This window comes from Streptomyces sp. CA2R106, assembly GCF_037034245.1.
Classification (GTDB): Bacteria; Actinomycetota; Actinomycetes; order Streptomycetales; family Streptomycetaceae; genus Actinacidiphila.
The window spans coordinates 210,458-235,002 of the sequence record NZ_JBAGKC010000005.1; the positions used below are offsets into that span (position 1 = coordinate 210,458).

24 protein-coding genes and 1 tRNA gene are annotated in these 24,545 nt (G+C 71.2%); 4 read left to right on the forward strand and 21 right to left on the reverse strand.

Annotated elements, in window-relative coordinates; genetic code table 11:
• Positions 1–34 precede the first annotated feature (34 nt).
• From WA788_RS10315 to WA788_RS10405, 19 genes are all read right to left on the reverse strand, one after another.
• Positions 35–850 carry a F0F1 ATP synthase subunit delta gene (locus tag WA788_RS10315; RefSeq protein ID WP_335974745.1) on the reverse strand — a complete coding sequence of 272 codons (816 nt, stop codon included), beginning with the start codon at positions 848–850 and terminating at the stop codon, positions 35–37.
• An 88-nt stretch (positions 851–938) separates the two neighbouring features.
• Positions 939–1,499, reverse strand: a complete 561-nt coding sequence (locus WA788_RS10320; protein WP_335974750.1) for a F0F1 ATP synthase subunit B — start codon at positions 1,497–1,499, stop codon at positions 939–941.
• Between the two features lie 42 nt (positions 1,500–1,541).
• Complete coding sequence (atpE, locus tag WA788_RS10325; protein WP_037913419.1) at positions 1,542–1,787, reverse strand: ATP synthase F0 subunit C; 246 nt, start codon at positions 1,785–1,787, stop codon at positions 1,542–1,544.
• A gap of 78 nt (positions 1,788–1,865) precedes the next feature.
• Positions 1,866–2,672 carry a F0F1 ATP synthase subunit A gene (gene atpB / locus WA788_RS10330; RefSeq protein WP_335974753.1) on the reverse strand — a complete coding sequence of 269 codons (807 nt, stop codon included), beginning with the start codon at positions 2,670–2,672 and terminating at the stop codon, positions 1,866–1,868.
• 285 nt (positions 2,673–2,957) lie between these two features.
• Entirely contained in the window at positions 2,958–3,419 is a 462-nt protein-coding gene (locus WA788_RS10335) for a hypothetical protein (protein WP_335974757.1), read from the reverse strand.
• A gap of 301 nt (positions 3,420–3,720) precedes the next feature.
• Positions 3,721–5,073: an MraY family glycosyltransferase gene (locus tag WA788_RS10340; protein WP_335974760.1), complete on the reverse strand. Its 1,353-nt coding sequence runs from the start codon at positions 5,071–5,073 to the stop codon at positions 3,721–3,723.
• Positions 5,074–5,451: 378 nt separating this feature from the next.
• Entirely contained in the window at positions 5,452–6,132 is a 681-nt protein-coding gene (locus WA788_RS10345) for an arsenate reductase/protein-tyrosine-phosphatase family protein (protein ID WP_435129128.1), read from the reverse strand.
• Positions 6,129–6,776 carry an L-threonylcarbamoyladenylate synthase gene (locus tag WA788_RS10350; RefSeq protein WP_335974763.1) on the reverse strand — a complete coding sequence of 216 codons (648 nt, stop codon included), beginning with the start codon at positions 6,774–6,776 and terminating at the stop codon, positions 6,129–6,131. Before WA788_RS10350 ends, WA788_RS10345 begins: the two co-directional genes overlap by 4 nt.
• Before the next feature lie 53 nt (positions 6,777–6,829).
• Positions 6,830–7,675: a peptide chain release factor N(5)-glutamine methyltransferase gene (gene prmC, locus WA788_RS10355; RefSeq protein ID WP_335974766.1), complete on the reverse strand. Its 846-nt coding sequence runs from the start codon at positions 7,673–7,675 to the stop codon at positions 6,830–6,832.
• Positions 7,676–7,688: 13 nt separating this feature from the next.
• On the reverse strand, positions 7,689–8,768 hold the full coding sequence (gene prfA / locus WA788_RS10360) for a peptide chain release factor 1 (protein ID WP_335975252.1): 1,080 nt from the start codon (positions 8,766–8,768) through the stop codon (positions 7,689–7,691).
• A 144-nt stretch (positions 8,769–8,912) separates the two neighbouring features.
• Complete coding sequence (rpmE, locus tag WA788_RS10365) at positions 8,913–9,137, reverse strand: 50S ribosomal protein L31 (protein ID WP_202236258.1); 225 nt, start codon at positions 9,135–9,137, stop codon at positions 8,913–8,915.
• A 147-nt stretch (positions 9,138–9,284) separates the two neighbouring features.
• On the reverse strand, positions 9,285–10,403 hold the full coding sequence (locus WA788_RS10370) for an LCP family protein (RefSeq protein ID WP_335974770.1): 1,119 nt from the start codon (positions 10,401–10,403) through the stop codon (positions 9,285–9,287).
• A gap of 197 nt (positions 10,404–10,600) precedes the next feature.
• Positions 10,601–12,607, reverse strand: a complete 2,007-nt coding sequence (gene rho, locus WA788_RS10375; RefSeq protein WP_443034007.1) for a transcription termination factor Rho — start codon at positions 12,605–12,607, stop codon at positions 10,601–10,603.
• 383 nt (positions 12,608–12,990) lie between these two features.
• Entirely contained in the window at positions 12,991–13,914 is a 924-nt protein-coding gene (gene thrB / locus WA788_RS10380; protein ID WP_335974779.1) for a homoserine kinase, read from the reverse strand.
• Positions 13,915–14,199: 285 nt separating this feature from the next.
• Positions 14,200–15,264, reverse strand: coding sequence for a threonine synthase (gene thrC / locus WA788_RS10385; RefSeq protein WP_335975255.1), 1,065 nt, complete (start codon positions 15,262–15,264; stop codon positions 14,200–14,202).
• Positions 15,265–15,298: 34 nt separating this feature from the next.
• Positions 15,299–16,648: a homoserine dehydrogenase gene (locus WA788_RS10390; protein ID WP_335974783.1), complete on the reverse strand. Its 1,350-nt coding sequence runs from the start codon at positions 16,646–16,648 to the stop codon at positions 15,299–15,301.
• 300 nt (positions 16,649–16,948) lie between these two features.
• Entirely contained in the window at positions 16,949–18,340 is a 1,392-nt protein-coding gene (lysA, locus tag WA788_RS10395; RefSeq protein WP_335974787.1) for a diaminopimelate decarboxylase, read from the reverse strand.
• A gap of 162 nt (positions 18,341–18,502) precedes the next feature.
• Positions 18,503–19,639 (reverse strand): ArgS-related anticodon-binding protein NrtL, encoded by a 1,137-nt coding sequence (nrtL, locus tag WA788_RS10400; RefSeq protein ID WP_335974793.1) that lies wholly within the window; start codon positions 19,637–19,639, stop codon positions 18,503–18,505.
• 57 nt (positions 19,640–19,696) lie between these two features.
• Positions 19,697–20,155, reverse strand: a complete 459-nt coding sequence (locus tag WA788_RS10405) for a response regulator (RefSeq protein ID WP_335974798.1) — start codon at positions 20,153–20,155, stop codon at positions 19,697–19,699.
• Between the two features lie 157 nt (positions 20,156–20,312).
• Here WA788_RS10405 and WA788_RS10410 point away from each other — a divergent pair.
• The 3 genes from WA788_RS10410 to WA788_RS10420 all read left to right on the forward strand — a co-directional run bounded on the left by WA788_RS10410 (position 20,313) and on the right by WA788_RS10420 (position 21,080).
• Positions 20,313–20,384, forward strand: a tRNA-Arg gene (locus WA788_RS10410).
• A 133-nt stretch (positions 20,385–20,517) separates the two neighbouring features.
• Complete coding sequence (locus tag WA788_RS10415) at positions 20,518–20,823, forward strand: hypothetical protein (RefSeq protein WP_335974800.1); 306 nt, start codon at positions 20,518–20,520, stop codon at positions 20,821–20,823.
• The gene (locus WA788_RS10420) at positions 20,820–21,080 is read left to right on the forward strand and encodes a hypothetical protein (RefSeq protein ID WP_335974805.1); all 261 of its coding nucleotides are present in this window, start codon (positions 20,820–20,822) and stop codon (positions 21,078–21,080) included. Before WA788_RS10415 ends, WA788_RS10420 begins: the two co-directional genes overlap by 4 nt.
• A gap of 206 nt (positions 21,081–21,286) precedes the next feature.
• On the opposite strand, the gene WA788_RS10425 is transcribed toward WA788_RS10420, so the two are convergent.
• The gene (locus WA788_RS10425) at positions 21,287–22,237 is read right to left on the reverse strand and encodes an aminoglycoside phosphotransferase family protein (RefSeq protein ID WP_335974808.1); all 951 of its coding nucleotides are present in this window, start codon (positions 22,235–22,237) and stop codon (positions 21,287–21,289) included.
• A gap of 1,129 nt (positions 22,238–23,366) precedes the next feature.
• Positions 23,367–23,630 carry a DNA cytosine methyltransferase gene (locus tag WA788_RS36035; protein ID WP_443034002.1) on the reverse strand — a complete coding sequence of 88 codons (264 nt, stop codon included), beginning with the start codon at positions 23,628–23,630 and terminating at the stop codon, positions 23,367–23,369.
• Positions 23,631–23,727: 97 nt separating this feature from the next.
• On the opposite strand from WA788_RS36035, the gene WA788_RS10430 reads away from it, so the two are divergent.
• Positions 23,728–24,534: a DUF6602 domain-containing protein gene (locus tag WA788_RS10430; RefSeq protein WP_335974812.1), complete on the forward strand. Its 807-nt coding sequence runs from the start codon at positions 23,728–23,730 to the stop codon at positions 24,532–24,534.
• Positions 24,535–24,545 lie beyond the last annotated feature (11 nt).

Here is a 24,545-nt window from a genome sequence, read left to right on the forward strand (position 1 = left end):
AGGGCCGCCTTCATGCTTGTTGCGTTGGTGGCTGTCAGCCGGCCATGCGGCGGGCGGCTTCGTCGAGCCGGTCCGCGATGGAGCCGTTGATGACCTCGTCGCCGACGCGGACCCGCACCCCGCCGAGGACCGAGGGGTCCACGTCCAGGTTCAGGTGCACCGGGCGGCCGTAGATCCGGGACAGCGCGTCTGCGAGCCGCTGCTTCTGCCGGTCACTGAGCGGAACGGCCGAGACCACTTCCGCCACCGTCCGGCCCCGGCGGGCCGCTGCCAGCTTGGACAGGGATTCGATCCCGCCCTCCAGGCTACGTCCTCGCGGCGCGGTGACCAGTCGTACGACCAGCCGTTCCGTGACCGGGTTGGCGCGGCCGCCGAGCAGGGTGCTCAGCAGCGTGCCCTTGGCCTCCGGGCCGGCGGCGCGGTCGGACAGCGCGGCGCGCAGCTCGGGGCTGCCCGCGGCGATCCGGCCGAACCGGAAGAGCTCGTCCTCGACGTCGTCCAGCGCGCCACCGCGCTGGGCGGCGATCAGGTCGGCGCTGTCGGCCAGCTCCTCCAGGGCGTCCACCAGGTCGCGCGAGCGCGACCAGCGGGACCTGACCATGCCGGCCACCAGGTCGAGCGCTTCACCGCCGAGCTGGGTGCCGAGCAGCCGGCGGACCAGGCCCGCCTTGGCCTCACCGGTCTGGGCCGGGTCGGTCAGCGCGCGGCGCAGCCCGCTCTCGCGGTCGAGCAGCGTGGTGACCGCGGCCAGTTCGCCGGCGAGCGCGGCCGGGTCGACCGACGTGCTGTCGGTCAACGCGTCCAGTCGCTCGCGTGCGGCGGCCAGCGCTTCGCGGCTCGCGCCGTTCATCGGTCACACTCCCCGGCTCGTTCGCACTCCGCACTCCGCAGCGCGCGGGCCGGCAGCACGCTCACTCGCCGGCTCGTCGTTCCGGCGTTCATCGTGCCGCCCCGGCCTCTGCGCCGTTGTCGGCCGCGCTCTGCTCAAGGCTGTCCAGGAAGCGGTCGACCACGCGGGACTGGCGGGCGGAGTCCTCCAGGGACTCGCCGACCACCCGGCCGGCCAGGTCGGTCGCGATCTTGCCGACCTCCTGCCGGAGGCTGACCGTCACCTGGCGGCGGTCCGCCTCGATCTGGGCGTGACCGGCCGCGATGATGGCGTCGCGCTGCCGCGAGCCTTCCTCGCGCATCTCCGCGATGATCTGCGCGCCCTGCTCGCGGGCCTGCTCGGTGATCCGGGCCGCCTCGTGGCGGGCCTCGGCGAGCTGGGCCTTGTACTCCTCGAGCGTGCGATTGGCGTCGGCCTGGGCCTTCTCCGCCCGCTCCAGGCCACCCTCGATCGCGTCGTGCCGCTCGGCCAGGGTCTTCTGGATGTTCGGCAGCAGCTTCTTCCCGAGGATGCCGAAGACGATGAAGAAGCAGAGCAGGCCGACGATCAGTTCCGCGGTGTCCGGGATCAGCGGGTTCTGCTGCCCCTCCTCCGCAAGGAAGGTGAACATGTCTGAACCTTTCGTCGAGTGGCTACTGGTCGGGAGCCCAGGTCACTTCTGGAAGATGAAGGGGACGACCAGGCCGAGCAGTGCGAGGACCTCGCAGAGCGCGAAGCCGAGGAACATGTTGGTGCGGATGACCGGCATGGCCTCGGGCTGGCGGGCCATGGCCTCGATCGAGTGGCCGAAGACCAGACCGATGCCCACGCCCGGGCCGATGGCGGCGAGGCCGTAGGCGACCGCGCCCAGGCGGCCGGCGGTGGTGGCGGCGGCGAGGTTAACGAGCTCGGCAGACATTTCCCTGTCTTCCTTTGTGATGCGGTCCGTTGGGGGGCTTCCCAGCGGAAGTTTCGGTGGAGGGGCTCGTGGCGCGGGTCAGTGACCCTCTTCGAGCGCTCCCTGGATGTAGATCGAGGCGAGCAGCGTGAAGATGTACGCTTGGAGGAACTGGATCAGCACCTCGAGCGTGGTCATCAGGAGCGCGATGATGAAGGACGCTCCGGACACCGCCGTGAACAGCGACGGCGTCAGCAGGTACCAGCTCGCCACGCTGAACATCACGATCAGCATGTGGCCGGCGAACATGTTGGCCCACAGCCGCACCGCGAGGGTGAACGGCCGGAGGATGACGTTGGAGAAGAACTCCAGCACCACGATGAGCGGCACCAGCGGCCAGGGCAGGCCGTCGATCCAGACCAGGTTCTTGATGCCGCCGCGGAAACCGTTGTTCTTGAACGTCAGGTACATGTAGGTGATGAACACCAGGGCGGCCAGGCCCACCGGGAACGCGAACCGCGAGGTGGCGGGGAACTGCGCGACCGGGATGATCGACATGATGTTCATGAGCCACACGAAGAAGAAGATCGACGTGAGGAAGGGGACGTACTTGTCGCCCTTCTTGCCGATCACTTCGCGGGCGATGCTGCGGGCCACGAACGTGTAGCCGATCTCACCGACCAGCTGGAGCTTCCCCGGTACGAGCTTCGGCTTGCGGAACGCAGCCCAGAAGAAGCCCACCACCAGCAGCATGCAGATGATCGCGAGCAGCATCGGCTTGGTGAAGTCGAAGCTGCCGATGCTGAAGATCGGCTTGAAGTCGAACGAGTTGAGGCCCGGAGCGGGGAATGCGCAACCGTGCTGGATATGGCATCCAGCTTCAGCGAGCAGCGTGTGGGCACTCACCCGTGACTCCTTCGTCGTGACGCATAAGTAACGGCAACCTTGTGTGTCAGCGCGGCTGGTGGGGCCGCTGTTCGGCACTGCGGGTAGGGCGTGGCGAAGCCCGCCCGGTCCGCTGAGAGCCCGCATCGCGTCGCGGGCATCCGTCGTCCGTGCCGCCGATGCGGTTCCGGTTCCGAATACACCGCAGGGCGCGGGGGCTTGACCCTCTGCATGTGCGAGGGGCCCTCACGTCCGGATGCGACTCCGGACGATAGCAGACCTGGATGAAGGCCCCTTACCCTCCCCTTACGTAGCATCGCGCGACCCCGTCCCGACCGCGTCCGCCTCCTGCTTCCGGGCGGCGGGGACCGAGGGTTCGGGATCGACGTAGAGCATCCGGCTGGTGAGCGTCTGCTTGATCTGGCCGCCCACCCAGGCGAGCGCGGTGACCAGCAGGGTCAGGCCGAAGGCGCGGCCGTTGAAGGCGCTGGTGTCCTTGAAGACGACGATGAAGACGCCGATCAGCAGGATCTGCACGGCGTAGACCAGCATGCCCGCGGACATCGCCACCTGCGGCCGGTTCTCGGTGATCCGCATCAGCGCCCAGGAGCCGGCCGCGAAGAAGACCGCCACGACGGCGACTGCCACCACACCGCCGACCAGGCCCTTCTCGCCTGCGACGAGGGCACTGACCACGGTGGCGACCACTCCGACGGGCCCGGCCACGAGGGCGGAGCCCCGGAGAATCCGGGCGTCGTTGGGCTGCATGGGGCGGCTCCTCCGGCGGGAGTTGGGGCGAGCGGGTGTCGTCGGAGACGAGCGAGGGCGAGGCGGAAAGGAAGCGCGGGTGTGCCTCTCGCCGGAAGACCGTGTCTCTCGAGGTCTTTCGGCGTGTCCCTGCTTTCGTGAACGCTATCACAAAGTTTTTGATGCGGTCTTTACCATGAAGATGTGCTGCCTGTCACACGCAGGAGGTAGCGACACGCCGCCCCATTTACCGGAGTTGTCCCCCACTCGGAAAAGGCCTTTTCACTGTCCGCGGTCGGACGCTCACGACCTCGCCGCCGTTTCACCGGCCGCTGTTCGCGGTCGGCGCGGGGCTGGGCGCGGAGTTGGCGGTCCCGGCCTGTGCGGCGGTGGAGCGCTCCGGCATGCGCGGCCGGTCGCCGACCGCGGTCGAGCCGTGCAGCGCCGGCCGGTCCGGGCCGTTCATCTCCCGCTCGGCCGCGGCCGCGGCGGCCGCCAGCCGGCGGCGCCGGCGGCGGTAGCGCGGCGGCACCACGGACTCCGCCCAGCGCGGCGCGTGCGGCCGGAAGGCCGGCAGCAGCAGCACCACCAGGCCGATCCCGCTGAGCGCCACGATCACCAGCACGATCCACAGGCTGGAGGAGCTGACCGAGAACGCCACCGCGGAGAAGGCGAACAGCGCCGCCCAGAAGTACATGATCAGCACCGCGCGGCTGTGGGTGTGCCCCAACTCCAGCAGCCGGTGGTGCAGGTGACCGCGGTCGGCGGCGAACGGGGACTGGCCGCGCCAGGTCCGGCGCACCACCGCGAGCACCAGGTCCGCGGCCGGGATCGCGATCATCGTCAGCGGCAGCAGCAGCGGCATGTAGACCGGCACCATGAAGTGCACGGTCTGCCGGGTGGACCCGGTGAAGTCGGTGATGGCGTCCGGGTCGACCTGGCCGGTGATCGAGATCGCGCCCGAGGCCAGCACCAGGCCGATCAGCATCGACCCGGAGTCGCCCATGAAGATCCGCGCCGGGTGGATGTTGTGCGGCAGGAAGCCCAGGCACATGCCGATCAGGATCGCCGAGAAGAGCGTCGCGGGCGCGGCCTGCTCGATGCCGTAGCCGTACCACATGCGGTAGGCGTACATGAAGAACGCGATCGAGGCGATGCACACCATGCCGGACGCGAGGCCGTCGAGGCCGTCGACGAAGTTGACCGCGTTGATGGTGATCACCACCAGCGCGACGGTGAGCAGCGTGGACTGGACCGGGGTGAAGATGATGGTGCCGAAGCCCGGCACCGGCAGCCACAGGATGGCCAGGCCCTGGAAGACCATCACGCCCGCGGCGATCATCTGCACGCCGAGCTTGATCAGCGCGTCCACGCCCCACTTGTCGTCGAGCACGCCCAGCAGCCAGATCAGTCCGGCGCCGGAGAGCAGTGCCCGCGGCTCGCTGGAGAGTTTGAAGACCGCGGAGAGGTTGTTGAGGTGGGCGGCGACCAGCAGCCCCGCGCACAGCCCGCCGAACATCGCGATACCGCCCAGCCGCGGAATCGGCTCCTTGTGCACGTCCCGGTCGCGGATCGGGGGCATCGCGCCCGCCGCGATCGCGAACTTCCGCACCGGGCCGGTCAGCAGATAGGTGACGGCCGCGGAGACGCACAGGGTCAGCAGGTACTCGCGCACAGGCAGCCTCCGACGTATTCGGGGGTGCGGCGGGCACGCGCACACGTCCGGGGGATCTTCACAGCGTCACACCCTAGTGGTGGCCGGGCCGGGACCGCGAACACCTACCCAGACTCACAGGGGGCCCGGAGGGTTCCCGGGCACCGGTAGCGGGCAGGTAACAAAGTCGCGCTCGCCATGGCGGCCGCCGAAACCGCAGGTCGGCGGCGGGTGCGCGCAATGCGCCCGGCGGCGGCGGGCGCGCGGGGCCGCCGCGGAGCGACCAAGATCACGTTCAGGACGCAGCACGGCGGCGGTCAGGTCACGGCCGCCGGGCCGCCCGTGAAGGGGCGTGCGGGCGTCTCCCGCGGCCGGGCGGCGGGGCGTGCGGCCGCGGGCTCAGACCCGGGCCGGAATCCCGGTGAGCGCGGTCACGACCGGGTCCAGGGCGTCCTGGATCTCGTCGCCGATGCTGCGGAAGTACGTGATCGGGGCGCCGTACGGGTCGTGGACCTCGTCGGCGTCCGGGCTGGGCGCCAGCAGCCAGCCGCGCAGCGCGGCCGCGGCACGCACCAGCGCACGGGCCCGCTCGGTGACGCTGCCGTCGGGCAGGGTGGCCGGGTCTATCGCCCGCACCAGCCGGGTGAACTCCTTGAGCGTGAAGGTGCGCAGGCCCGCCGCGTGGCCCATCGAGATGACCTGGGCGCGGTGGTCGCGGGTGGCGGTGAGCACCAGGTCGGCGTCGATGACATGGTCGTCGAGCAGTTCACGGCCGGTGAAGTCCGCGGTGTCCGCGCCGTGTTCGGCGAGGACGGCCGCGGCGTGCAGCTCCATCGGGGCGCCTTCGTGGCCCCAGGTGCCGGCGGACTCCACCAGGATGGCGTCCGCGTCGGCGCCCAGCCGCTGGGCGAGGCCGTGCCGCATCAGCCGCTCGGCCATCGGGGAGCGGCAGACGTTGCCGGTGCACACGTGCAGTACGCGCAGCACGTCGTGGGGGGCGTGGACGGGGAGGCCGGCTCCCCCGATCGCGGTCGGTGAAGCGGTGAGTCCTCGTATGGCACGCCCGTTGGGCGCGGTCAACGGCGCTCCTGGAGGTCGGGGGCGACCTTGCGCAGTTCCTCGGCGCTGATCGCGCCCGCCCGCAGCAGCACCGGGACCTTGCCGGTGACGTCGACGATCGAGGAGGGCACGGCGGCGGGCGTCGGGCCGGCGTCGAGGTAGACGGCCACGGAGTCGCCGAGCATGCCCTGGGCGGCGTCGCAGTCCTGCGGGGAGGGCATGCCGCTGAGGTTGGCGCTGGAGACGGCCATCGGGCCGGTCTCGGTGAGCAGTTCGATGGCGACCGGGTGCAGGGGCATGCGGACGGCGACGGTGCCGCGGGTCTCGCCCAGGTCCCACTGGAGCGACGGCTGGTGCCTGGTGACGAGGGTCAGGGCGCCCGGCCAGAAGGCGTCGACGAGTTCCCAGGCCTGCTCGGAGAAGTCGGTGACGATGCCGTGCAGGGTGTTCGGGGAGGCGACCAGGACCGGGGAGGGCATGCTGCGGCCGCGGCCCTTGGCCTCCAGCAGGTCGCCGACGGCGTCCTTGTCGAAGGCGTCGGCGCCGATGCCGTAGACGGTGTCGGTCGGCAGCACCACGAGTTCGCCGCGCTTGACCGCCGAGGTGGCCTCGCGCAGCCCCGTGACCCGGTCGGTCGCGTCCGCGCAGTCGTATCGCCGTGCCATCTTTGTCTCCCTGCGTAGTGGTCTGTCGTCCTGCCGAGGCAGGGCCCGGGTCATCAGGGCATCGCCTTGCGGGCCGTGGTGAAGCGCGGCCGGTTGTTCAGGTCCGGGTGGTCGGCCGCGTCCGCCCAGCCGGCGTCCTCCTTGAAGATCCACGGCACCTGGCCGCCCTGGGAGTCGGCGTGCTCGACGACGACCACGCCGCCGGGCCGCAGCAGGCGGTGGGCGGCGCGTTCGATGCCGCGGATGGTGTCCAGGCCGTCCTCGCCGGAGAACAGGGCGAGTTCGGGGTCGTGGTCGCGGGCCTCGGGGGCGACGTACTCCCACTCGGTGAGCGGGATGTAGGGCGGGTTGGAGATCACCAGGTCGACCTGGCCGTTGAGTTCGGGGAACGCGGCCAGCGCGTCGCCGTGCCGCAGGTCGACCTTGCTGCCGGCGACGTTCTTGCGGGCCCACTCCAGGGCCTGTTCGGACAGCTCCACCGCGTGCACCCGGGAGCGGGGCACCTCCTGGGCCAGTGCGAGGGCGATCGCGCCGGAGCCGGTGCACAGATCGACGATGAGCGGCTCGGCGACGTCCATGGCCCGGACGGCGTCTATCGCCCAGCCGACCACCGACTCCGTCTCCGGGCGGGGCACGAACACCCCGGGCCCGACCTGGAGTTCCAGGTAGCGGAAGAAGGCGCGGCCGGTGATGTGCTGGAGCGGTTCGCGGGCCTCGCGGCGGGCGACAGCCTCCCAGTAGCGCGCGTCGAAGTCGGCGTCGGCCACGGTGTGCAGCTCGCCGCGCTTGATGCCGTGTACGTAGGCGGCCAGTTCCTCGGCGTCGAAGCGGGGCGAGGGCACGCCCGCGTCGGCCAGGCGCTGGGCGGCCTGGGCCACCTCGGCGAGCAGCAGGTTCACGTGGGGCCCCTTCTCAGCTGCCGTCGCCGGCGGCGGCCAGCTTCGCGGCGGAGTCGGCGTCGACACACGCCTGGATCATCGCGTCGAGGTCGCCGTCGAGCACCTGGTCCAGGTTGTACGCCTTGAAGCCGACGCGGTGGTCGGAGATCCGGTTCTCCGGGAAGTTGTACGTCCGGATGCGCTCGGAGCGGTCGACGGTGCGGACCTGGCTGCGGCGGGCGTCGGACGCCTCGCGCTCGGCCTCCTCCTGGGCGGCGGCCAGCAGCCGGGAGCGCAGGATGCGCATCGCCGACTCCTTGTTCTGCAGCTGGCTCTTCTCGTTCTGGCAGGAGACCACCAGGCCGGTGGGGAGGTGGGTGATGCGGACCGCGGAGTCGGTGGTGTTGACCGACTGGCCGCCGGGGCCGGAGGAGCGGTAGACGTCGATCCGCAGGTCGTTGGGGCCGATCTCGACCTCGACCTCCTCGGCCTCCGGGGTGACCAGCACGCCGGCGGCGGAGGTGTGGATACGGCCCTGCGACTCGGTGGCGGGCACGCGCTGCACGCGGTGCACCCCGCCTTCGTACTTCAGGCGGGCCCAGACGCCCTGGCCGGGCTCATGGGTGCTCTTGGCCTTCACGGCGACCTGGACGTCCTTGTAGCCACCGAGGTCGGAGGCGTTGGCGTCGAGGATCTCGGTCTTCCAGCCGACCCGCTCGGCGTACCGCAGGTACATCCGCAGCAGGTCGCCGGCGAACAGCGCGGACTCCTCGCCGCCCTCGCCGGCCTTGACCTCCAGGATGACGTCCTTGTCGTCGCTGGGGTCGCGCGGCACCAGCAGCAGCCGCAGCCGGTCGGTCAGCTCCTCGCGCTGCTTGTCCAGCTCCTTGACCTCGGCGGCGAACTCCGGTTCTTCCGCGGCCAGTTCGCGGGCGGTCTCGGCGTCCTCGCCGGCCTGCCGCCAGGAGCGGTAGGTGGCGATGATGGGGGTGAGTTCCGCGTACCGCTTGTTGAGGCGGCGGGCGTTGGCCTGGTCGGTGTGGACCGCGGGGTCGGCAAGCTGCTTTTCGAGGTCGGCATGTTCGCCGATCAGTTCCTCGACCGCCTCGAACATCATGGCTTCCTGGAGGAGTAGGTACTGCCTGGGACCGGGGCGCCTGGGACGCGGCGCCGCCGGCTTCGGACGCGGGGCAGGACGACAAAGCGCCGGTCCGGTCGCCCTGGGCGGGGCGACCGGAGACCGGCGCTGGTCGGGCCGCTACTTCTTGGCGGACCCGGCGTTCTTGCCGAAGCGGGCCTCGAAGCGGGCCACGCGGCCGCCGGTGTCGAGGATCTTCTGCTTGCCCGTGTAGAACGGGTGGCACTCGGAGCACACGTCCGCACGGATCTGGCCGCTGGTCTCGGTGCTGCGGGTGGTGAAAGAGGCGCCGCAGGTGCAGGTGACCTGGGTCTCTACGTACTCGGGGTGGATCTCGCGCTTCACGGGTGCTCCTAGGTTCGGGAGGGCGCCGGGTCGCTCCTGCGGGTTTGCGTGAGCGTGAACCGGGACCAGCGGACCAGTCTGCCAGGACTAGGCGCAGCTACCAAAACCAGCTCCGGGCCCGAATCATTCCCGGGATGTCCGCCCAGGTCAGCGGGGTGCGGACGAGGAGGTGCCGACCACCTTGCCGGCCTTCTCCCGCTCGGCGACCGAGCCCTTGGTGGCGTCGGAGGGGATCGGCTTGTCGGCGCGCAGCGCGGCCCACACCCGCGCGGCCTGGGCCTGGATCGGCTCGACCCGGTTGTGGTCGGCGGGGTCGTAGCGGACCGGCAGCGTCACCATGTGCACATGGTCCGGTCGCAGGTGCTGCACGCTCTGGGCGAGCCCCATCAGCTTGTTCACCGAGCCCAGGCCGGTGTCGGTGGTGACCGCCTTGGTGGCGGTGTCGGCGACGGAGAACAGCTTCTCCGGGTTGGTGAACAGCCCCAGGCCGCCGACCCGGTGGATCAGCGCCTTGATAAACGCCTGCTGGAGCTGGATACGGCCCAGGTCGCTGCCGTCGGCGACGCCGTGCCGGGTGCGGACCAGGCCGAGCGCCTGGTCGCCGTCGAGGGTGTGGGAGCCGGCCGCCAGGCTCAGGTGGCTCTTGTCGTCGTGGATGGCCTTCGTGGTGGTCAGCGGCACCCCGCCCAGCGCGTTGACGAGGTTCTTGAAGCCGGTGAAGTCGACCTCGATGTAGTGGTCCATCCGCAGCCCGGTGAGCTGCTCGACGGTCTTGACCGCGCAGGCGGGGCCGCCGGTCTCGTAGGCGCTGTTGAACATGACCTGCTGCTGGGCGGGCTCGGCGGCGCCCTTGGCGCCGGTGCACGCGGGGCGGTCGACGAGGGTGTCGCGCGGGATGCTCACCACGCTCGCCGTGCGGTGGCCCTTGGCCAGGTGCACGACCATCGCGGTGTCCGAGCGGGCGGTGCCGCTGTCGTGGCCGTACACGCGGTTCGCGCCGGAGCGGGAGTCCGAGCCGAGCACCAGGATGTCCATCGAGCCGTTGCCGAGCTTGGCCGGGCGGTGGGTGCCCAGCGCGCCGTCGATGTCCACGCTGTGGATGTTGGCGTTGAACCGGTGGTAGAGGTAGCCGGCGCCGCCCGCGCCCAGCACCACCACCCCGGACACGGCCCACGCGGTCGCGTGCAGGGCCCGCCGGCGGCGCCTGCGGCCCTCTCCGGCCCCACTGGGGCTGGAGCCGGTCCGCGGCTGCTGTGCGTCCGGCATGGGCAGCACCTCGGCTTCCTGCGTCCTCGACGAGCCGGTCCCCCGGACCTTCCATCGTGCGCCCCCGGGGCCGGGTGCCGCCATCCGAGCGGCGGGCCACTCCACCGGCACAACGCAGGACCGCCCGCGTATCCCCAGGTCAACGGGGTTACGCGGGCGGTTCGGCCGATTACGGCGCCATGCGCCGCCGGCGACGGTCAGTCGTTGTTCTGGCCAGGGGTGGTCTTGGCGATCTGCATCAGGAACTCGGCGTTGGACTTGGTCTGCTTCATCTTGTCCAGCAGCAGCTCGATCGCCTGCTGCGAGTCGAGCGCGTGCAGCACCCGGCGCAGCTTCCAGACGATCGCCAACTCCTCGCGGTCCAGGAGGATCTCCTCCTTGCGGGTGCCGGACGGGTCGACGTCCACCGCGGGGAAGATGCGCTTGTCGGCGAGCTTCCGGTCGAGCTTGAGCTCCATGTTGCCGGTGCCCTTGAACTCCTCGAAGATCACCTCGTCCATCCGCGAGCCGGTCTCGACCAGCGCGGTGGCCAGGATGGTCAGCGAGCCGCCGTCCTCGATGTTGCGCGCGGCGCCGAAGAAGCGCTTCGGCGGGTAGAGCGCGGTCGAGTCGACACCGCCGGACAGGATGCGGCCGGAGGCGGGCGCGGCCAGGTTGTAGGCGCGGCCCAGGCGGGTGATGGAGTCGAGCAGCACCACCACGTCGTGGCCCAGCTCCACCAGGCGCTTGGCGCGCTCGATGGCGAGCTCGGCGACGGTGGTGTGGTCCTCGGCGGGCCGGTCGAAGGTCGAGGAGATGACCTCGCCCTTCACCGAGCGCTGCATGTCGGTGACCTCTTCGGGCCGCTCGTCGACGAGGACGACCATCAGGTGGCACTCGGGGTTGTTGGTGGTGATCGCGTTGGCGATCGCCTGCATGATCATCGTCTTGCCGGTCTTGGGCGGGGCGACGATCAGACCGCGCTGGCCCTTGCCGATCGGCGAGACCAGGTCGATGATCCGGGTGGTCAGCACGCCCGGGTCGGTCTCCAGCCGGAGCCGGTCCTGCGGGTACAGCGGGGTGAGCTTGTTGAACTCCGGACGGCCGCGGCCGGAGTCGGCGCCCATGCCGTTCGCGGAGTCCAGGCGGACCAGCGCGTTGAACTTCTCGCGCCGCTCGCCGTCCTTGGGCTGGCGCACCGCGCCGGTGACGTGGTCGCCCTTGCGCAGGCCGTTCTTGCGGACCTGGGCGAGCGAGACGTACACGTCGTTCGGCCCCGGCAGGTAGCCGGAGGTGCGGATGAACGCGTAGTTGTCGAGGATGTCGAGGATGCCCGCGACGGGGATCAGCACGTCGTCCTCGGCGACCTGCGGCTCACCGGCACCGAACTCGTCCCGGCCCCGGCCGCGGCCGCGGCGGTCGCGGTAGCGGCCCCGACGCCGGCCGCGGCCCTCGCCGAACTCGTCGTCCTCCTGCTGGCCCTGCTGGTGCTGGCCGCCGCCCTGGTGCTGCTGGCCGCCGCCGCCCTGCTGGCGCTCCCGGCGGCTCTGGCCGCCGCCCTGCTGGCCCTCGCCGCCGTCCTCGCCGCGGTTGCGCTGGCGGTCGCGCTGCCGCTCACGGCGGTCCCGCGGGCCGCGCTGGCGGTCCTGGCGGTCGTCCGCGCCGCCCTGGTGCCTGGCGTCGCCGCCCTTGGCCTCCCGGCCCTCGGCGGTGTCGGCGGCGGCCTCGGCGGCCTTGTCGGCGCCGCTGTCGGCCGGTGCCGCCTGCGCCCCCTGCGCCTTCTCGCCGGCCGCGGCGGCGGCCTTCGCCTTCTCACCGGCCGGCTGGCCGGGGATCTCGATCTGCTGCTGCTTGGCCTTCTCCGGCTCCTTCGCGGCCGGTGCGGCGGCCGCCGGGGCCTCGGCGGCCTTGTCCGCCTGCTCCAGGCGGGCGCGCGAGGTGGCGCGGCGCTTGGGCTTCTCGGCCGGCGCGCCGGCCGCGGGGGCCGCCTTGTCGGCCGCGGCGCCGCCGCCGGCCTGGCGCTCCTTGATCGTCTCGATGAGCTGGCCCTTGCGCATCCGCGCGGTGCCCTTGATGCCGAGACCTGCGGCGACCTGCTGGAGTTCGGCCAGGACCATGCCCTCCAGGCCGGTCCCGGACCGACGGCGCCGGGCGGCCGTGGCAGCACCGGAGGCAGGCGCGTCGGCTTCGGACGCGGCGACAGTGTTGTCTGCGCGCACGCCCATCAGATCGGTGGTGTCGCTCACGAAGGGTCCTTCCCTGGAGCGGGCGTCGGCCTGTCTGGCTCGGCGACCGGTCGTGCTGTCCGGGTCTTCGCGTTCCCGCTGCTTCGACCCGGGGCGGTGGTCTGCCTGATGACGGCAGAAATACATGAATGCTCTCGGCACGGAGAGAACTCGTACCGAATCCGGAGCGTGCTCGGCACGTCCCGCAGAGGCTGTCCGGCCGACCCGGACTGGCTGCCTATACGGGGTGGGAGGCTCCCGGAAGAAGTGCGGTCCCACTGCGGGGACACAGCCCATCGCGCCCAAAGGGCGGCGAATGCTGGCTTGAGGTTAACACTACCCGGTCCAACAGATATTCCCCCTCTCTTCGACCGGCAATCGTGTCACTGCCCACCTGCGAGCGGCAGGACACTCGCCCCGGCGGCGTCCAACGCCAGGCGGTTGGCCGCCCAGCCGTCCCCGGCGAGCCGGGACACCTTGTCCGCGGCCCCCTCGTCGGTCAGGGCCAGTACGGTCGGCCCGGCACCCGACACGACAGCAGGGACGCCATCGGCCCGCAGACGGTTCACCAGCGCCAGGGTCTCCGGCATCGCCGGGCCCCGGTACTCCTGGTGCAGCCGGTCCTCGGTGGCCGGCAGCAGCAGCTCGGGGCGCCTGGTCAGCGCCTCGACCAGCAGCGCGGCCCGGCCCGCGTTCGCCGCGGCGTCCACGTGCGGCACGGTACGGGGCAGCAGCCCGCGCGCGGTCTCGGTGAGCACCGGCACCGCCGGCACGAAGACCACCGGGACCAGCGACGCGGCCGGCTCCATCCGGACCGCCCGCGCGGCCCCGTTCTCGGTCCAGGCCAGCGTGAAGCCGCCCATCAGGCACGCCGCCACGTTGTCGGGGTGCCCTTCGATCTCGGTGGCCAGCTCCAGCAGGGCGGTGTCGCCGAGCCCCGCCGGGCCGCCTATCGTCACCGCGCGGGCGGCCATGATGCCCGCGCAGATCGCGGCCGACGAGGAGCCCAGGCCGCGGCCGTGCGGGATGCGGTTGGCACACACCACCTCCAGGCCGCGCGGCTGGCCGCCGAGCAGGTCGAAGGCGGTGCGCAGGCTGCGCACGACCAGGTGCTTCTCGTCGCGGGCCAGGGTGTCCGCGCCCTCACCGGCGATGTCCACGTGCAGACCGGAGTCGGCTACGCGGACCACCACGTCGTCGTACAGCCCCAGGGCCAGGCCGAACGCGTCGAAGCCAGGGCCGAGGTTCGCGCTGGTCGCGGGGACGCGCACTCTTACTGCGGCGGCGCGGAACGCAGGACCGGCCATCGTTCGACGAATCTCCTTGGTGCGTACGCCCTGCGGGCGTGGCTCCGTTGCCAGGCGGCAAGGCGGGAAATGGCGATGCGGCGGCATCAGCCGGAACCGGGCGCGATTGCGCCGCTGGGGTAAGCCTATCGAAACAAGGTTCCCCCGCGACATAGGGCGCACGGACCGCGCGTGATGCGTGTCGCCGCGGCGGCGTGCGCCCCTTACGGGGGTGACTGCTGGGAAAAGGGGTGCGCGGGAAGGGCGCGGGGAGCACACGGCTCCCCGCGCTCCTCCGCAAGGGGTTCAGGCCAGGCCGAGTTGCGTGGCGGCGGCGTCCGCGTCGACGGGGACCGTGATGGGCTGCGGGGCGCCGGCGACGGCCCAGTCCGGGTCCTTGAGCCCGTTGCCGGTGACCGTGCAGACGATGCGCTGGCCGGGGTCGACGCGCCCCTCGTCGGCGGCCTTGAGCAGCCCGGCGACGGAGGCGGCGGAGGCGGGCTCCACGAAGACGCCCTCGCGGCCGGCCAGCAGCCGGTAGGCGGACAGGATCTGACGGTCGGTCACCGCTTCGATGAGCCCGCCGGACTCGTCGCGGGCGGCCTCGGCGAACTGCCAGGACGCCGGGTTGCCGATCCGGATGGCGGTGGCGATGGTCTGCGGCTCGCGCACCGGCGCGCCGTTGACGATCGGCGCCGAGCCGGCCGCCTGGAAGCCCCACATCCGCGGAGTGCGGGTGGCCAGGCCGTCGGCGGCGTACTCGCGGTACCCCTTCCAGTACGCGGTGATGTTGCCCGCGTTGCCCACCGGCAGCACGTGGATGTCGGGCGCGTCGCCGAGCGCGTCCACGATCTCGAACGCGGCGGTCTTCTGCCCCTCGATCCGCACCGGGTTCACCGAGTTGACCAGGGCGACCGGGTACTTCTCGCTCAGGCCGCGGGCCAGGTCCAGGCAGTCGTCGAAGTTGCCGTCGACCTGGAGGATGCGGCTGCCGTGCACCAGCGCCTGGCCCATCTTGCCCAGCGCGATCTTGCCCTGCGGCACCAGCACCGCGCAGACCATGCCGGCGCGGACCGCGTACGCCGCTGCCGACGCCGAGGTGTTGCCGGTGGAGGCGCAGATGACCGCCTGGGCGCCGGCCTCCTTCGCCTTGGTGATCGCCATGGTCATGCCGCGGTCCTTGAAGGACCCGGTGGGGTTGGCCCCCTCGACCTTGAGCCGGACGTCGCACCCGGTGCGCTCGGACAGCACCTGGGCCGGCACCAGCGGCGTGCCGCCCTCCAGCAGCGAGACCACCGGCGTGTCCGCGCCCACCGGCAGGCGGTCGCGGTACTCCTCGATGATGCCCCGCCACTGGTGGGTGCCGGACATTCGGCGCTGCTCGACCTTGACGTTCATAACGGTGCTACTCCCCTTCAACGCGCATGATGCTGGCCACGCCGCGTACGGTGTCGAGTTCCCGCAGAGCCGCGACGGTCGCCGACAGCGCGGCGTCGGTCGCGCGGTGGGTGACGACGACGAGCGAAGCCTCGCCGCCCGCGCGCTGCCCGCCACTGCTCTGCTCGACGGCGGCGTCGTCGCCGCTGCCTTGGTTCCTGCCCTGCTGCCGCACCGTGCCGATGGACACTTCGTGCCGGGCGAACACCGTCGCGACCTGAGCCAGGACACCCGGTTTGTCCGCCACGTCGAGGCTGATGTGGTAACGGGTGACCACATCGCCCATGGGGCTGACCGGCAGCCGCGTGTACGCGGACTCGCCTGCTCCGATGGTAGCCGCGAGCTTGTTGCGGCAGGCCGTCACCAGGTCGCCGAGGACGGCGGAGGCGGTGGGAGCGCCGCCCGCGCCGGGCCCGTAGAACATCAGCCGGCCGGCCGCCTCCGCCTCGACGAAGACGGCGTTGTACGCCTCGCGGACCGAGGCGAGGGGGTGGCTGAGCGGGATCATCGCCGGGTGCACCCGGGCGGTGACCGAGCGGCCGTCGGCGCTGCGCTCGCAGATCGCGAGCATCTTGACCGTGCAGCCCATCTTGCGCGCGGAGGCGATGTCGGCGGCGGTCACCTCGGTCAGGCCCTCGCGGTGCACGTCGTCGATGGTGACGCGGGTGTGGAAGGCGATCCCGGCCAGGATCGCCGCCTTCGCGGCGGCGTCGAAGCCCTCCACGTCGGCGGTCGGGTCGGCCTCCGCGTAGCCGAGCGCGGTGGCCTCGTCCAGCGCCTCGCTGTAGCCGGCGCCGGTGGAGTCCATCTTGTCGAGGATGAAGTTGGTGGTGCCGTTGACGATGCCCAGCACCCGGTTGACCCGGTCCCCCGCCAGCGACTCGCGCAGCGGCCGGATCAACGGGATCGCCCCGGCCACCGCGGCCTCGTAGTACAGGTCGACGCCGTGCTCGACGGCCTTGGCGTGCAGGTTCGCGCCGTCGGCGGCCAGCAGCGCCTTGTTCGCCGACACCACCGAGGCGCCGTGCTCGAACGCGGTGGTGATCAGGGTGCGGACCGGCTCGATGCCGCCGATCACCTCCACCACCACGTCGATGTCGCCGCGCTTGACCAGCGCGGTGGCGTCGGTGGTCAGCAGCTCGGCGGGCACCCCGGCGCGCACCTTGTTCGGGCGGCGGACGGCGATCCCGGCCAGCTCGATCGGCGCCCCGATCCGCGCGGCGAGGTCGTCCGCCTGCGTCGTGATGATGCGCGTGACCTCGGAGCCGACCACACCGCACCCCAGCAGCGCCACCTTCAGCGGACGCGTACGCATCATCCGACCTCGTCTCTCGTCACACGTGTCTGGCTCGTCGAACGGGGCCGGACCCCGCCCCCGCCGGCCCGCTCACGCGGGGTGCGGAGGGCGCCCGCACCTCGTTGAAAGGACCAGTCTCACGCACCGAACGGGAGAAACCACGCCCTGTCCGGATCGCGAGACCCGCCGTACGCCCCATGAGATCTTCCGCCCCCGCGCGGGCGGAGCCGGACGAATTCGGGGAGCGCGCCGAACCGCACGCGCAACCCTCCGCCGGTGAACGGTCCCGGAAGCGGCGCCGCCCACCGGCGGAAGCGGGCCTCAGCCCACGTCGAGCGCGAGCAGGTCCTCCTCCGTCTCGCGCCGCACGATCACCCGGGCCTCGCCGTCGGCGACCGCGACCACCGGCGGCCGCAGCGCGTGGTTGTAGTTGCTGGCCATCGCCCGGCAGTACGCGCCCGTCGCGGGCACCGCCAGCAGGTCCCCCGGCGCGAGGTCGGCCGGCAGGAACGCGTCCTTGACCACGATGTCGCCGCTCTCGCAGTGCTTGCCGACCACCCGCGACAGCATCGGCTCGGCGTCGCTGGCCCTCGAGACCAGCGCCACGCTGTACTCGGCGTCGTACAGCGCGGTACGGATGTTGTCGGACATGCCGCCGTCGACACTGACGTACGTCCGCAGGCCGTCGAGCGGCTTGACGGTGCCCACCTCGTACAGCGTGAAGGCGGTCGGGCCCACGATCGCCCGCCCGGGCTCGACGGACAGCCGCGGCGGGGTCAGCCGCGCCGCGTCGCACTCGCGGGCGACGATCTCGCCGAGCGCCTTCGCGATCTCGTGCGGCTCGCGCGGGTCGTCCTCCGGGGTGTAGGCGATGCCCAGGCCCCCGCCGAGGTCGATCTCGGGCAGTTCCACGCCGTGCTCGTCGCGCACCTCGGCGAGCAGCGAGACCACCCGGCGGGCGGCGACCTCGAACCCGGCCATGTCGAAGATCTGCGAGCCGATGTGGCTGTGGATGCCGGCCAGCTCCAGGCTGTCGAGCTGGAGCACCCGGCGGACGGCCTCGGCGGCCTGCCCGTCGGCCAGGCCGATGCCGAACTTCTGGTCCTCGTGCGCGGTGGCGATGAACTCGTGGGTGTGCGCCTCGACGCCGACGGTCACCCGGATCTGCACCCGCTGCCGGCGGCCCTGCCGGGTGGCCTCGGCGGCGACCCGGGCGATCTCCTGGAAGGAGTCCAGCACGATCCGGCCGACGCCCTCGCGCACCGCCCGCTCGATCTCGGCGGCGCTCTTGTTGTTGCCGTGCAGCGCGATCCGCTCGGCGGGCATCCCGGCGTCCAGGGCGACCGCCAGTTCGGTGCCCGAGCAGACGTCGAGGTTCATGCCCTCCTCGTACAGCCACCGCACCACCGCGCGGGACAGGAACGCCTTCCCGGCGTAGAACACGTCGGCCTCGTGCCCGAAGGCGGCGCGCCAGGCGCGGCAGCGGGCCCGGAAGTCGGCCTCGTCCAGGAAGTAGGCGGGGGTGCCGAACTCGGCGGCGAGGTCGCGTACGTCCAGGCCGGCGATCTCCGCGGCGCCGTCGCCGTTGCGGGTGACGGTGCGCGACCAGATCCGCGGGTCGAGGGCGTTGAGGTCGGCGGGCGGGCCGGCGTAGTGCCCTTCGGGCAGGACATCGGCGTGGCGGGGGCCGGCGGGGTGTGCGGAACGGCTCACTTGGGGCTTCCTCGGGGCGGTCGTGGTCCGGGCGGGGCAGGGCCCGGGCGGTTGTTCTGGTGGGGTGGGGTCCGGCTCGGGTGGGGTCCGGCTCGGGTGGGCTCTGGTCCGGGTGGGTCCGGCCGCCGGGGGTCAGATCCGGTGGGGTCAGGTGCGGTGGAGTCAGATGCGGTCGGGGGCGCTGATGCCGAGCAGGCGCAGGCCGTCCGCGAGCACGATCCCCGCCGCGTCGGTGAGGCGGAGCCGGGCCGCGTGGACGGCCGAGGGTTTCTCGTCGCCCTTCGGCAGGACCGGGCACTCGTCGTGGAACCGGGCGAACGCGTCGGCGAGGCGTTCCAGGTGCCGGGCGACCCGGTCGGGGCCGCGGCGGCGGGCGGCGCTCTCCACCACGCGGGGGAAGTCGGCGATCAGGCCGAGGAGTTCGGTCTCCGCGGGGTGGTGCGGCAGGCCGGGCGGGCCCGGTGGCGCTGTCGCGGACCCGTCGCCGTCGACGAAGGTGCCGCTCGTACCGCTTCCTTCGACCGTACACGGGTCCGCTTCGCCGTACGGGTCGTCGTACGGGGCCGGGCCGTCGGACGGCATGCCCAGGTCGCGGGCGTTGCGGAGGAGGGCGCGGGTGCGGGCGTGGGCGTAGCGGACGCGGAAGAGCGGGTTGGCCTCGGTCTGGGCGAGCAGGGCGGCGCGGGCGGCGGCGTCCAGGCGCGGGGGGTCCTCGGCGGGCGGGCGGAGCAGGGCCCAGCGGGTGGCGTCGGGGCCGAGGAGGGTTTGGAGGGCGGCGTACGTGAGGGGGGCGGGCGTGCCGTCGGTGGGCGGTTCGGCCACGTCCAGGGGCTCGGGCGGGGTGCCGGGGTGGGCGCCCGCGGCCCGCAGCAGGCCGTTCACCACTTCGGCGACGAGCGTGCCCCGTACGGTGCCGGGGGCCGCGGCCACGGTGGCGTGCAGGTCGGCGAGGCCGTCGCCGTACCCGTACCGCTCGCGCTGCTCGCGGACCCGGTGGACCACGACGTCGTACGCGCGGGAGCTGAGCGTGATGTTCAGGAAGCCGGCGCCTGCGATCTGCACGTCGGCGATGCCCGGTTCGCGGGTGAGGCGGCGGCGCAGGATCTCCGCGACCTCCCGCGGGGTGCGGCCGGCCGGGCCGGCGAGCTGGAGTGCCACGTTCGTGGCGTAGTCGCCGCAGCCGGGGCGGGGCGGGCGCTGCACCACCACCTTCTCGGGGACCGCCACGGCCAGCTCGGCCGCGTCGACGGCACGGCGCACCGTGGTCAGGACGGCGCGGGACAGCTCGGCGGGGGTCACGGGAAGAGCGTAGGCGAGGGTGGGGGTGGGGCGGCGAGCGGGTTTACGGGGTGGGGCTCACGGGGCGGGTGCGGTTTCGGGGTCCTTCGGCGGGGCGGGGTCCGTGGGGGAGGCGGGGTCCTTCGGCGGGGCGGGTGGGCGCGGGCCGCGCCGGACCAGCCTGCGTACGGTCTCCACGAGCACCGCGGGCTCGAACGGCTTCGCCAGATACGCGTCGACCCCGCCCGGACCGCCGGCCGCCTCCGGGAGGCCGCCGGCGCTGACCATCACGATGCCCACCTGGCGGGTCCGCGGGTCCGCCCGCAGCCGGCCCGCCGTCCGCACCCCGTCGAGGCGGGGCATCACCACGTCGAGGGTCACCACGTCCGGCTGCACCGAGTGCACGATCTCCAGGCACTCGGCACCATCGGCCGCGGTCACCACCTCGAAGCCCTCCAGCTCCAGGTTGACCCTGATCAGCTGCCGGATGACCCTGTTGTCGTCGACAACGAGCACCCGGCCGGACGCGCCCGCCACACCCGGAATCGTAGGCGCCCCCTCGCGACGCGTCCGCGTTTTGCCCACTTCTTCCCCGCCAGGGGTGAACCCTCCCCCGGGCCCCGCCCGTCCTCCCGCCCCCTCCCCGAAACCCCGTCACGCCCACCCTCCCCAACCTGCTAATGTTCTTCCCGTCGCCCCCGTAGCTCAGGGGATAGAGCAACGGCCTCCGGAGCCGTGTGCGCAGGTTCGAATCCTGCCGGGGGCACTTCGCAGGAAGTGCCGACAGACCCCCTGACACGTCAGGGGGTCTTGGCGTACCTGCGGACACAGATGTCCTCGGCGTCCCGGAGTCTGCTGTGACCGCACAGATCGACGGTCCGTACGGGCCACTCATCCCTATGCCCGACCTCACGCCGGACGGTCTCCGTGCCGCCGTCACCAAGATCGCGCCCAGCAGGCTCCCCGCGCTGACCCAGCACCTCTTCGAAGCCACCACCAACGCCCAGCAGACAGCGAGCATCGCCCCGCTCCGCGCGTTCGTCCACTCCTGGGCCGTCTTCGTCGCGATCGAACGCCATCCAGCCCGGGCAGCCCGCCTCCACGAACTCGAACGCCTCGTCGACGCGGGCACCGACGACCCGACGGACGCCATCGCCGAGATCCGCCGCATCCGCGACGAGGCAGAGGCCGAGACCGGCCTGTGAACAACTGGACCTGGGACTACAACCCGAGCACCGACTACCTGACCACCGGACTGCCGCCCGGCGTCATCGCCGAGGTCGAGCGCCTCGCCACCGAACTCGCCGCGCTCGGCGAAGACTCCACGAAGGTCGGCCGCCCCCTCGACCGGGAAGGCGGCCTCCGCGAGTTCGACATCCTCAACGGCCGCGGTTTCATCAGCTTCCTCTCCGTCCCGCGGCACGAATGCGTCTACGTCTGCAACGTCACCTTCTACGGCTGAAGCCGCGTATCCCGAATCCCCCACCGACCGGCCGACGGGCCCCGAACTCCGCGGAACACCCCCTCGGCCCGATGCGGGAGCTACCCCAGCGAGTTCCGTACGACGCTGGTCCCGCACGCCCGTTCCGCCACTGGCGGCACAGGCCGCAGAGCATCGGATCTGGCAGGCCCCCGCCGACCCCGGGCGCGACGCGTAGGAACGCGTAGTCAGAAGGGTCGCCAAAGGCGCCGATCGCCGTTTGTACGGATCGTTTCGACGCGGCGAGCGAACTCCTCGGCCGCTTTCGGCTCCGCCGCAGCCTTGCCACCCAGCCACAGCGCCATCATCAACTCGCGGAGACTGGCCAGCACTTGGTAGCCGGGCCAGTTCATGATGTCGAAGCCGTAGTGGTGGACGAACGACTCGTACTCCGCGCGTGTGTGCCAGCCGAAACGGTCGTAGAACAGCGCGGTCTGGATGAGGTCCCACTCGCGGGGTGCCAGGGCGAAGCCGTCGAGGTCGATCAGCACGGCCTGGCCAGCGCGGTCCCGCAGGACGTTGCCGATGTTCGCGTCACCGTGGATCAACCCGAAGGGAAGCACGAAGTCGAGCCGGGCGTACGCCTGCGCCAACTCGGCGGTGCGGTCGGCCAGGAACGCTACGTCCGCCGAGTCGCAGCCCGCGCCGAGTTGCCGCACCGACGCCTGCACCTTCGCCACCGGATCGAAGTACGGCAACCCCAGCGACTCCGGCTCCTCCAACCAGTGCAACTGTTTCAGCACGTCCGCCAACTCCGGGAGCGTGGCGTACTCCTCCTCGTCCTGGACGCTCTCCCAGAACGTCACCACCCGGCCGCTTACGACGAGGGGTTGCCGGGCGATCCCCGGGAGCAACCGGTTCGCCGGGATCTCCTCCTCGGCCAGCCACCGCGCCACCCGCACGGCCCGCTCCATGTCGGCAAGCGCATCCGGGTCAGCGGCAATCCGCACGATCACCGGCCGCCCGGCAAGCGCGAACACGGCGTTCGACCCCAGCCGCACAAGCCTCGCCCCGGCCCCGTCGAGCCCCACCTCACCACACGCCCCGCGCAGCACCCCGGCGGCAACCTCTTCGGTGAACCCCTCCCCCGCGTCGCCGCCACCCGCCACGTCCACCGCCTCTTGACCACCGCTCGCCATGCCCCCGACCCTACGGCGCGCAGACGCTGATCCACCCGCCATTCTCCCCGGACGGCTCAGAACCGTTGCTTCTACGCGCCCAGCACCCGCCATGCGCTTGCCGCGCTTCGTTCACCACCAGTCGCGTGGCTCCCCCGGCAGCGGACCATCCCCGCGGGCGCGGGGAGCACGCCGACATCGCCCGCACCAGCTCTGAGTTGCTGGGACCATCCCCGCGGGCGCGGGGAGCACTTCCACGCCCCTGACCTGCGGTTCCACCCCGGGACCATCCCCGCGGGCGCGGGGAGCACACTTTCTGACCTGGGACTCTATCGGCCGATGGGGTCGGATTTTGCAACTTCCGCCGACTCGGGCATACCGAACATAACGGCCTCGCACTTCCATATCGCTCCGCCGCGCGTCGGCCTCACGAGACACGCTCGCGAAGGTCGGCACTTGAACAACTCGCACCTACGTCGTAGGGACGTAATGATCACGCCTCCACCGTCGCTCGATCCCAACTCCGCCCTGGTCAGGGCCATTCAACGAGCAAGGGCTCCCCCGGCCTCCGGAGCCGTGTGCGCAGGTTCGAATCCTGCCGGGGGCACACTGTGCAAGTGTGCCAAGACCCCGCCGCCAGCCACCTCGCTGCGTGCGGGGTCTTCGTCTGTGTGCGGCCAGATGCGGCTCGCGGCAGCCGTCTGACGGTGATCACGTTGTAATAGCGTGTTGATCTTGAAGGGCTTCGCAGGGGACCGGAGAGCGTCTCACGGACTTCCGACGCACGCAGGTAACGCCGGAAGCCACGTCGCCCACGAGGCGATGAATCAGCGGTGGACGTCCAGGTGGAGAGGATCTGGAGAGCAGGCCGATCGGGGGTGCGTTGGCTGCGGGAGTGCCGCCGCTCCACTGCGGCAGACGATCAGCACGGCGCAACGGCGTGTCTGCGGGACACCGAACTCCTCTGCATTCAATACTCCGTGCACGACCGAGCAGCCCTCGGCGGGGAGCGCTTTCCCTATTTCCTCCAGGCTGGCAAGGCGGTTCCGCTTGCTCCAGCACGACGGTTTCGTAGGGTCGTCCGGATTCCACGGCAGCAAGGGCCCATCGCAGCGGTCCCAATATCAGACTCGTACGCGGGTCGTCCATGTCAGCCAAACATGCCGAGATGTTCTCCCGATGCACTACCCGTTGAACAAGGTGCTGCACAGTCGCTAGAGCGCGCCGCCTCCCACCATGACCAGCGACGGAAAACCTGGCACGGCGGTCCAGCCACCAGTACGTTCGCATGCGGGAAGTCGACCGGGGAGAACTTACGGACGTCTCCTTCCACGGTTGCTAGCCCTGCGGCGCGACGTCTAGCACAAGCATGCCGATCCCCTTCGATAGCAACGGCCGGCACACCCAGGCTCACCGGCCCCTTCGCGTTGCGTACGAACCGGACACTCCCGCCTCCACTGGCCCGCGCCGAGCCTCGGACCCACCCGGTGAGTACAGCGTATAATCAATAGATGACTTCAGAGAAACTAGCAAATATCCTGAGCTCCGTGGCAAAAAGGATGCGCGCCGACTTTGAGCAGTCGCAGAACTTCAATCATAACGGCGAGGCCGGAACGTCGCGCGAGGTGCTCATCCAGCAGTTTCTTTCTGGATATCTGCCAACTCACGTTGAAGCAGTGCACAACGTAGAAGTCATCGCAACGAATGGCGATGTATCGCCACAGTCGGACATTGTCCTTATCGACCGCGGAACTCCGCCATTCACTACCCTTCAGGGCTTCCGTATCATTCCAAACGAATGCGTATACGGCGTGGTTGAGGTGAAGACCAAGCTCGACGGAGCGCAACTGCTGGACGCTTGCGGCAAGATCGGCCGGATGCGCAAGATGCCCAAGACGGCATACCGCCCCATTTCTGGGGTCATCGTCCGATCCACTAAGGCGTATGGCCAGACGCATGACTTCTTTCCAACATCCGGAATGATTGTGGCGTTTGACAGCCTCAAGTTGGAGACCATCGGGGCTCATCTTGTAGATTGGTGCCGGACCCGCAATCCCATTGAATGGCCGGACAGTGTGTGGGTCGCGGGAAAGGGGCATCTGCAATGGGGAGACCCTCGCACGGGCTCACTCTTCAGGTCTCCGGTGGCTGGCGCTTCGCTATTCCAGATCGACGCCGAACCCGAGCAAGATATCCTGCTGGCGCTGGCGCTTCACCTCAACATCCACTTCTCTGATGCCTGGATGAATCCGCTCGACCTCATCCCCTATGCGGGAGCCGCGCCGTTGGGGCACATCGCCAACCATTGGACGATTTAGCAAAATGGCGC

Coding starts and splice junctions, on each gene's coding strand:
- WA788_RS10315 (WP_335974745.1), bottom strand. CDS start 850: ATGAACGGCGCGAGCCGCGAAGCGCTGGCCGCCGCACGCGAGCGACTG.
- WA788_RS10320 (WP_335974750.1), bottom strand. CDS start 1,499: ATGTTCACCTTCCTTGCGGAGGAGGGGCAGCAGAACCCGCTGATCCCG.
- WA788_RS10415 (WP_335974800.1), top strand. CDS start 20,518: ATGCCCGACCTCACGCCGGACGGTCTCCGTGCCGCCGTCACCAAGATC.
- thrC (WP_335975255.1), bottom strand. CDS start 15,264: ATGTCCGGCACCCACCAGTGGCGGGGCATCATCGAGGAGTACCGCGAC.
- WA788_RS10335 (WP_335974757.1), bottom strand. CDS start 3,419: ATGCAGCCCAACGACGCCCGGATTCTCCGGGGCTCCGCCCTCGTGGCC.
- WA788_RS10370 (WP_335974770.1), bottom strand. CDS start 10,403: ATGCCGGACGCACAGCAGCCGCGGACCGGCTCCAGCCCCAGTGGGGCC.
- prfA (WP_335975252.1), bottom strand. CDS start 8,768: ATGTTCGAGGCGGTCGAGGAACTGATCGGCGAACATGCCGACCTCGAA.
- atpE (WP_037913419.1), bottom strand. CDS start 1,787: ATGTCTGCCGAGCTCGTTAACCTCGCCGCCGCCACCACCGCCGGCCGC.
- WA788_RS10425 (WP_335974808.1), bottom strand. CDS start 22,237: ATGGCGAGCGGTGGTCAAGAGGCGGTGGACGTGGCGGGTGGCGGCGAC.
- thrB (WP_335974779.1), bottom strand. CDS start 13,914: ATGGCCGGTCCTGCGTTCCGCGCCGCCGCAGTAAGAGTGCGCGTCCCC.
- WA788_RS10350 (WP_335974763.1), bottom strand. CDS start 6,776: ATGGCACGGCGATACGACTGCGCGGACGCGACCGACCGGGTCACGGGG.
- WA788_RS10390 (WP_335974783.1), bottom strand. CDS start 16,648: ATGATGCGTACGCGTCCGCTGAAGGTGGCGCTGCTGGGGTGCGGTGTG.
- rho (WP_443034007.1), bottom strand. CDS start 12,607: ATGGGCGTGCGCGCAGACAACACTGTCGCCGCGTCCGAAGCCGACGCG.
- WA788_RS10430 (WP_335974812.1), top strand. CDS start 23,728: ATGACTTCAGAGAAACTAGCAAATATCCTGAGCTCCGTGGCAAAAAGG.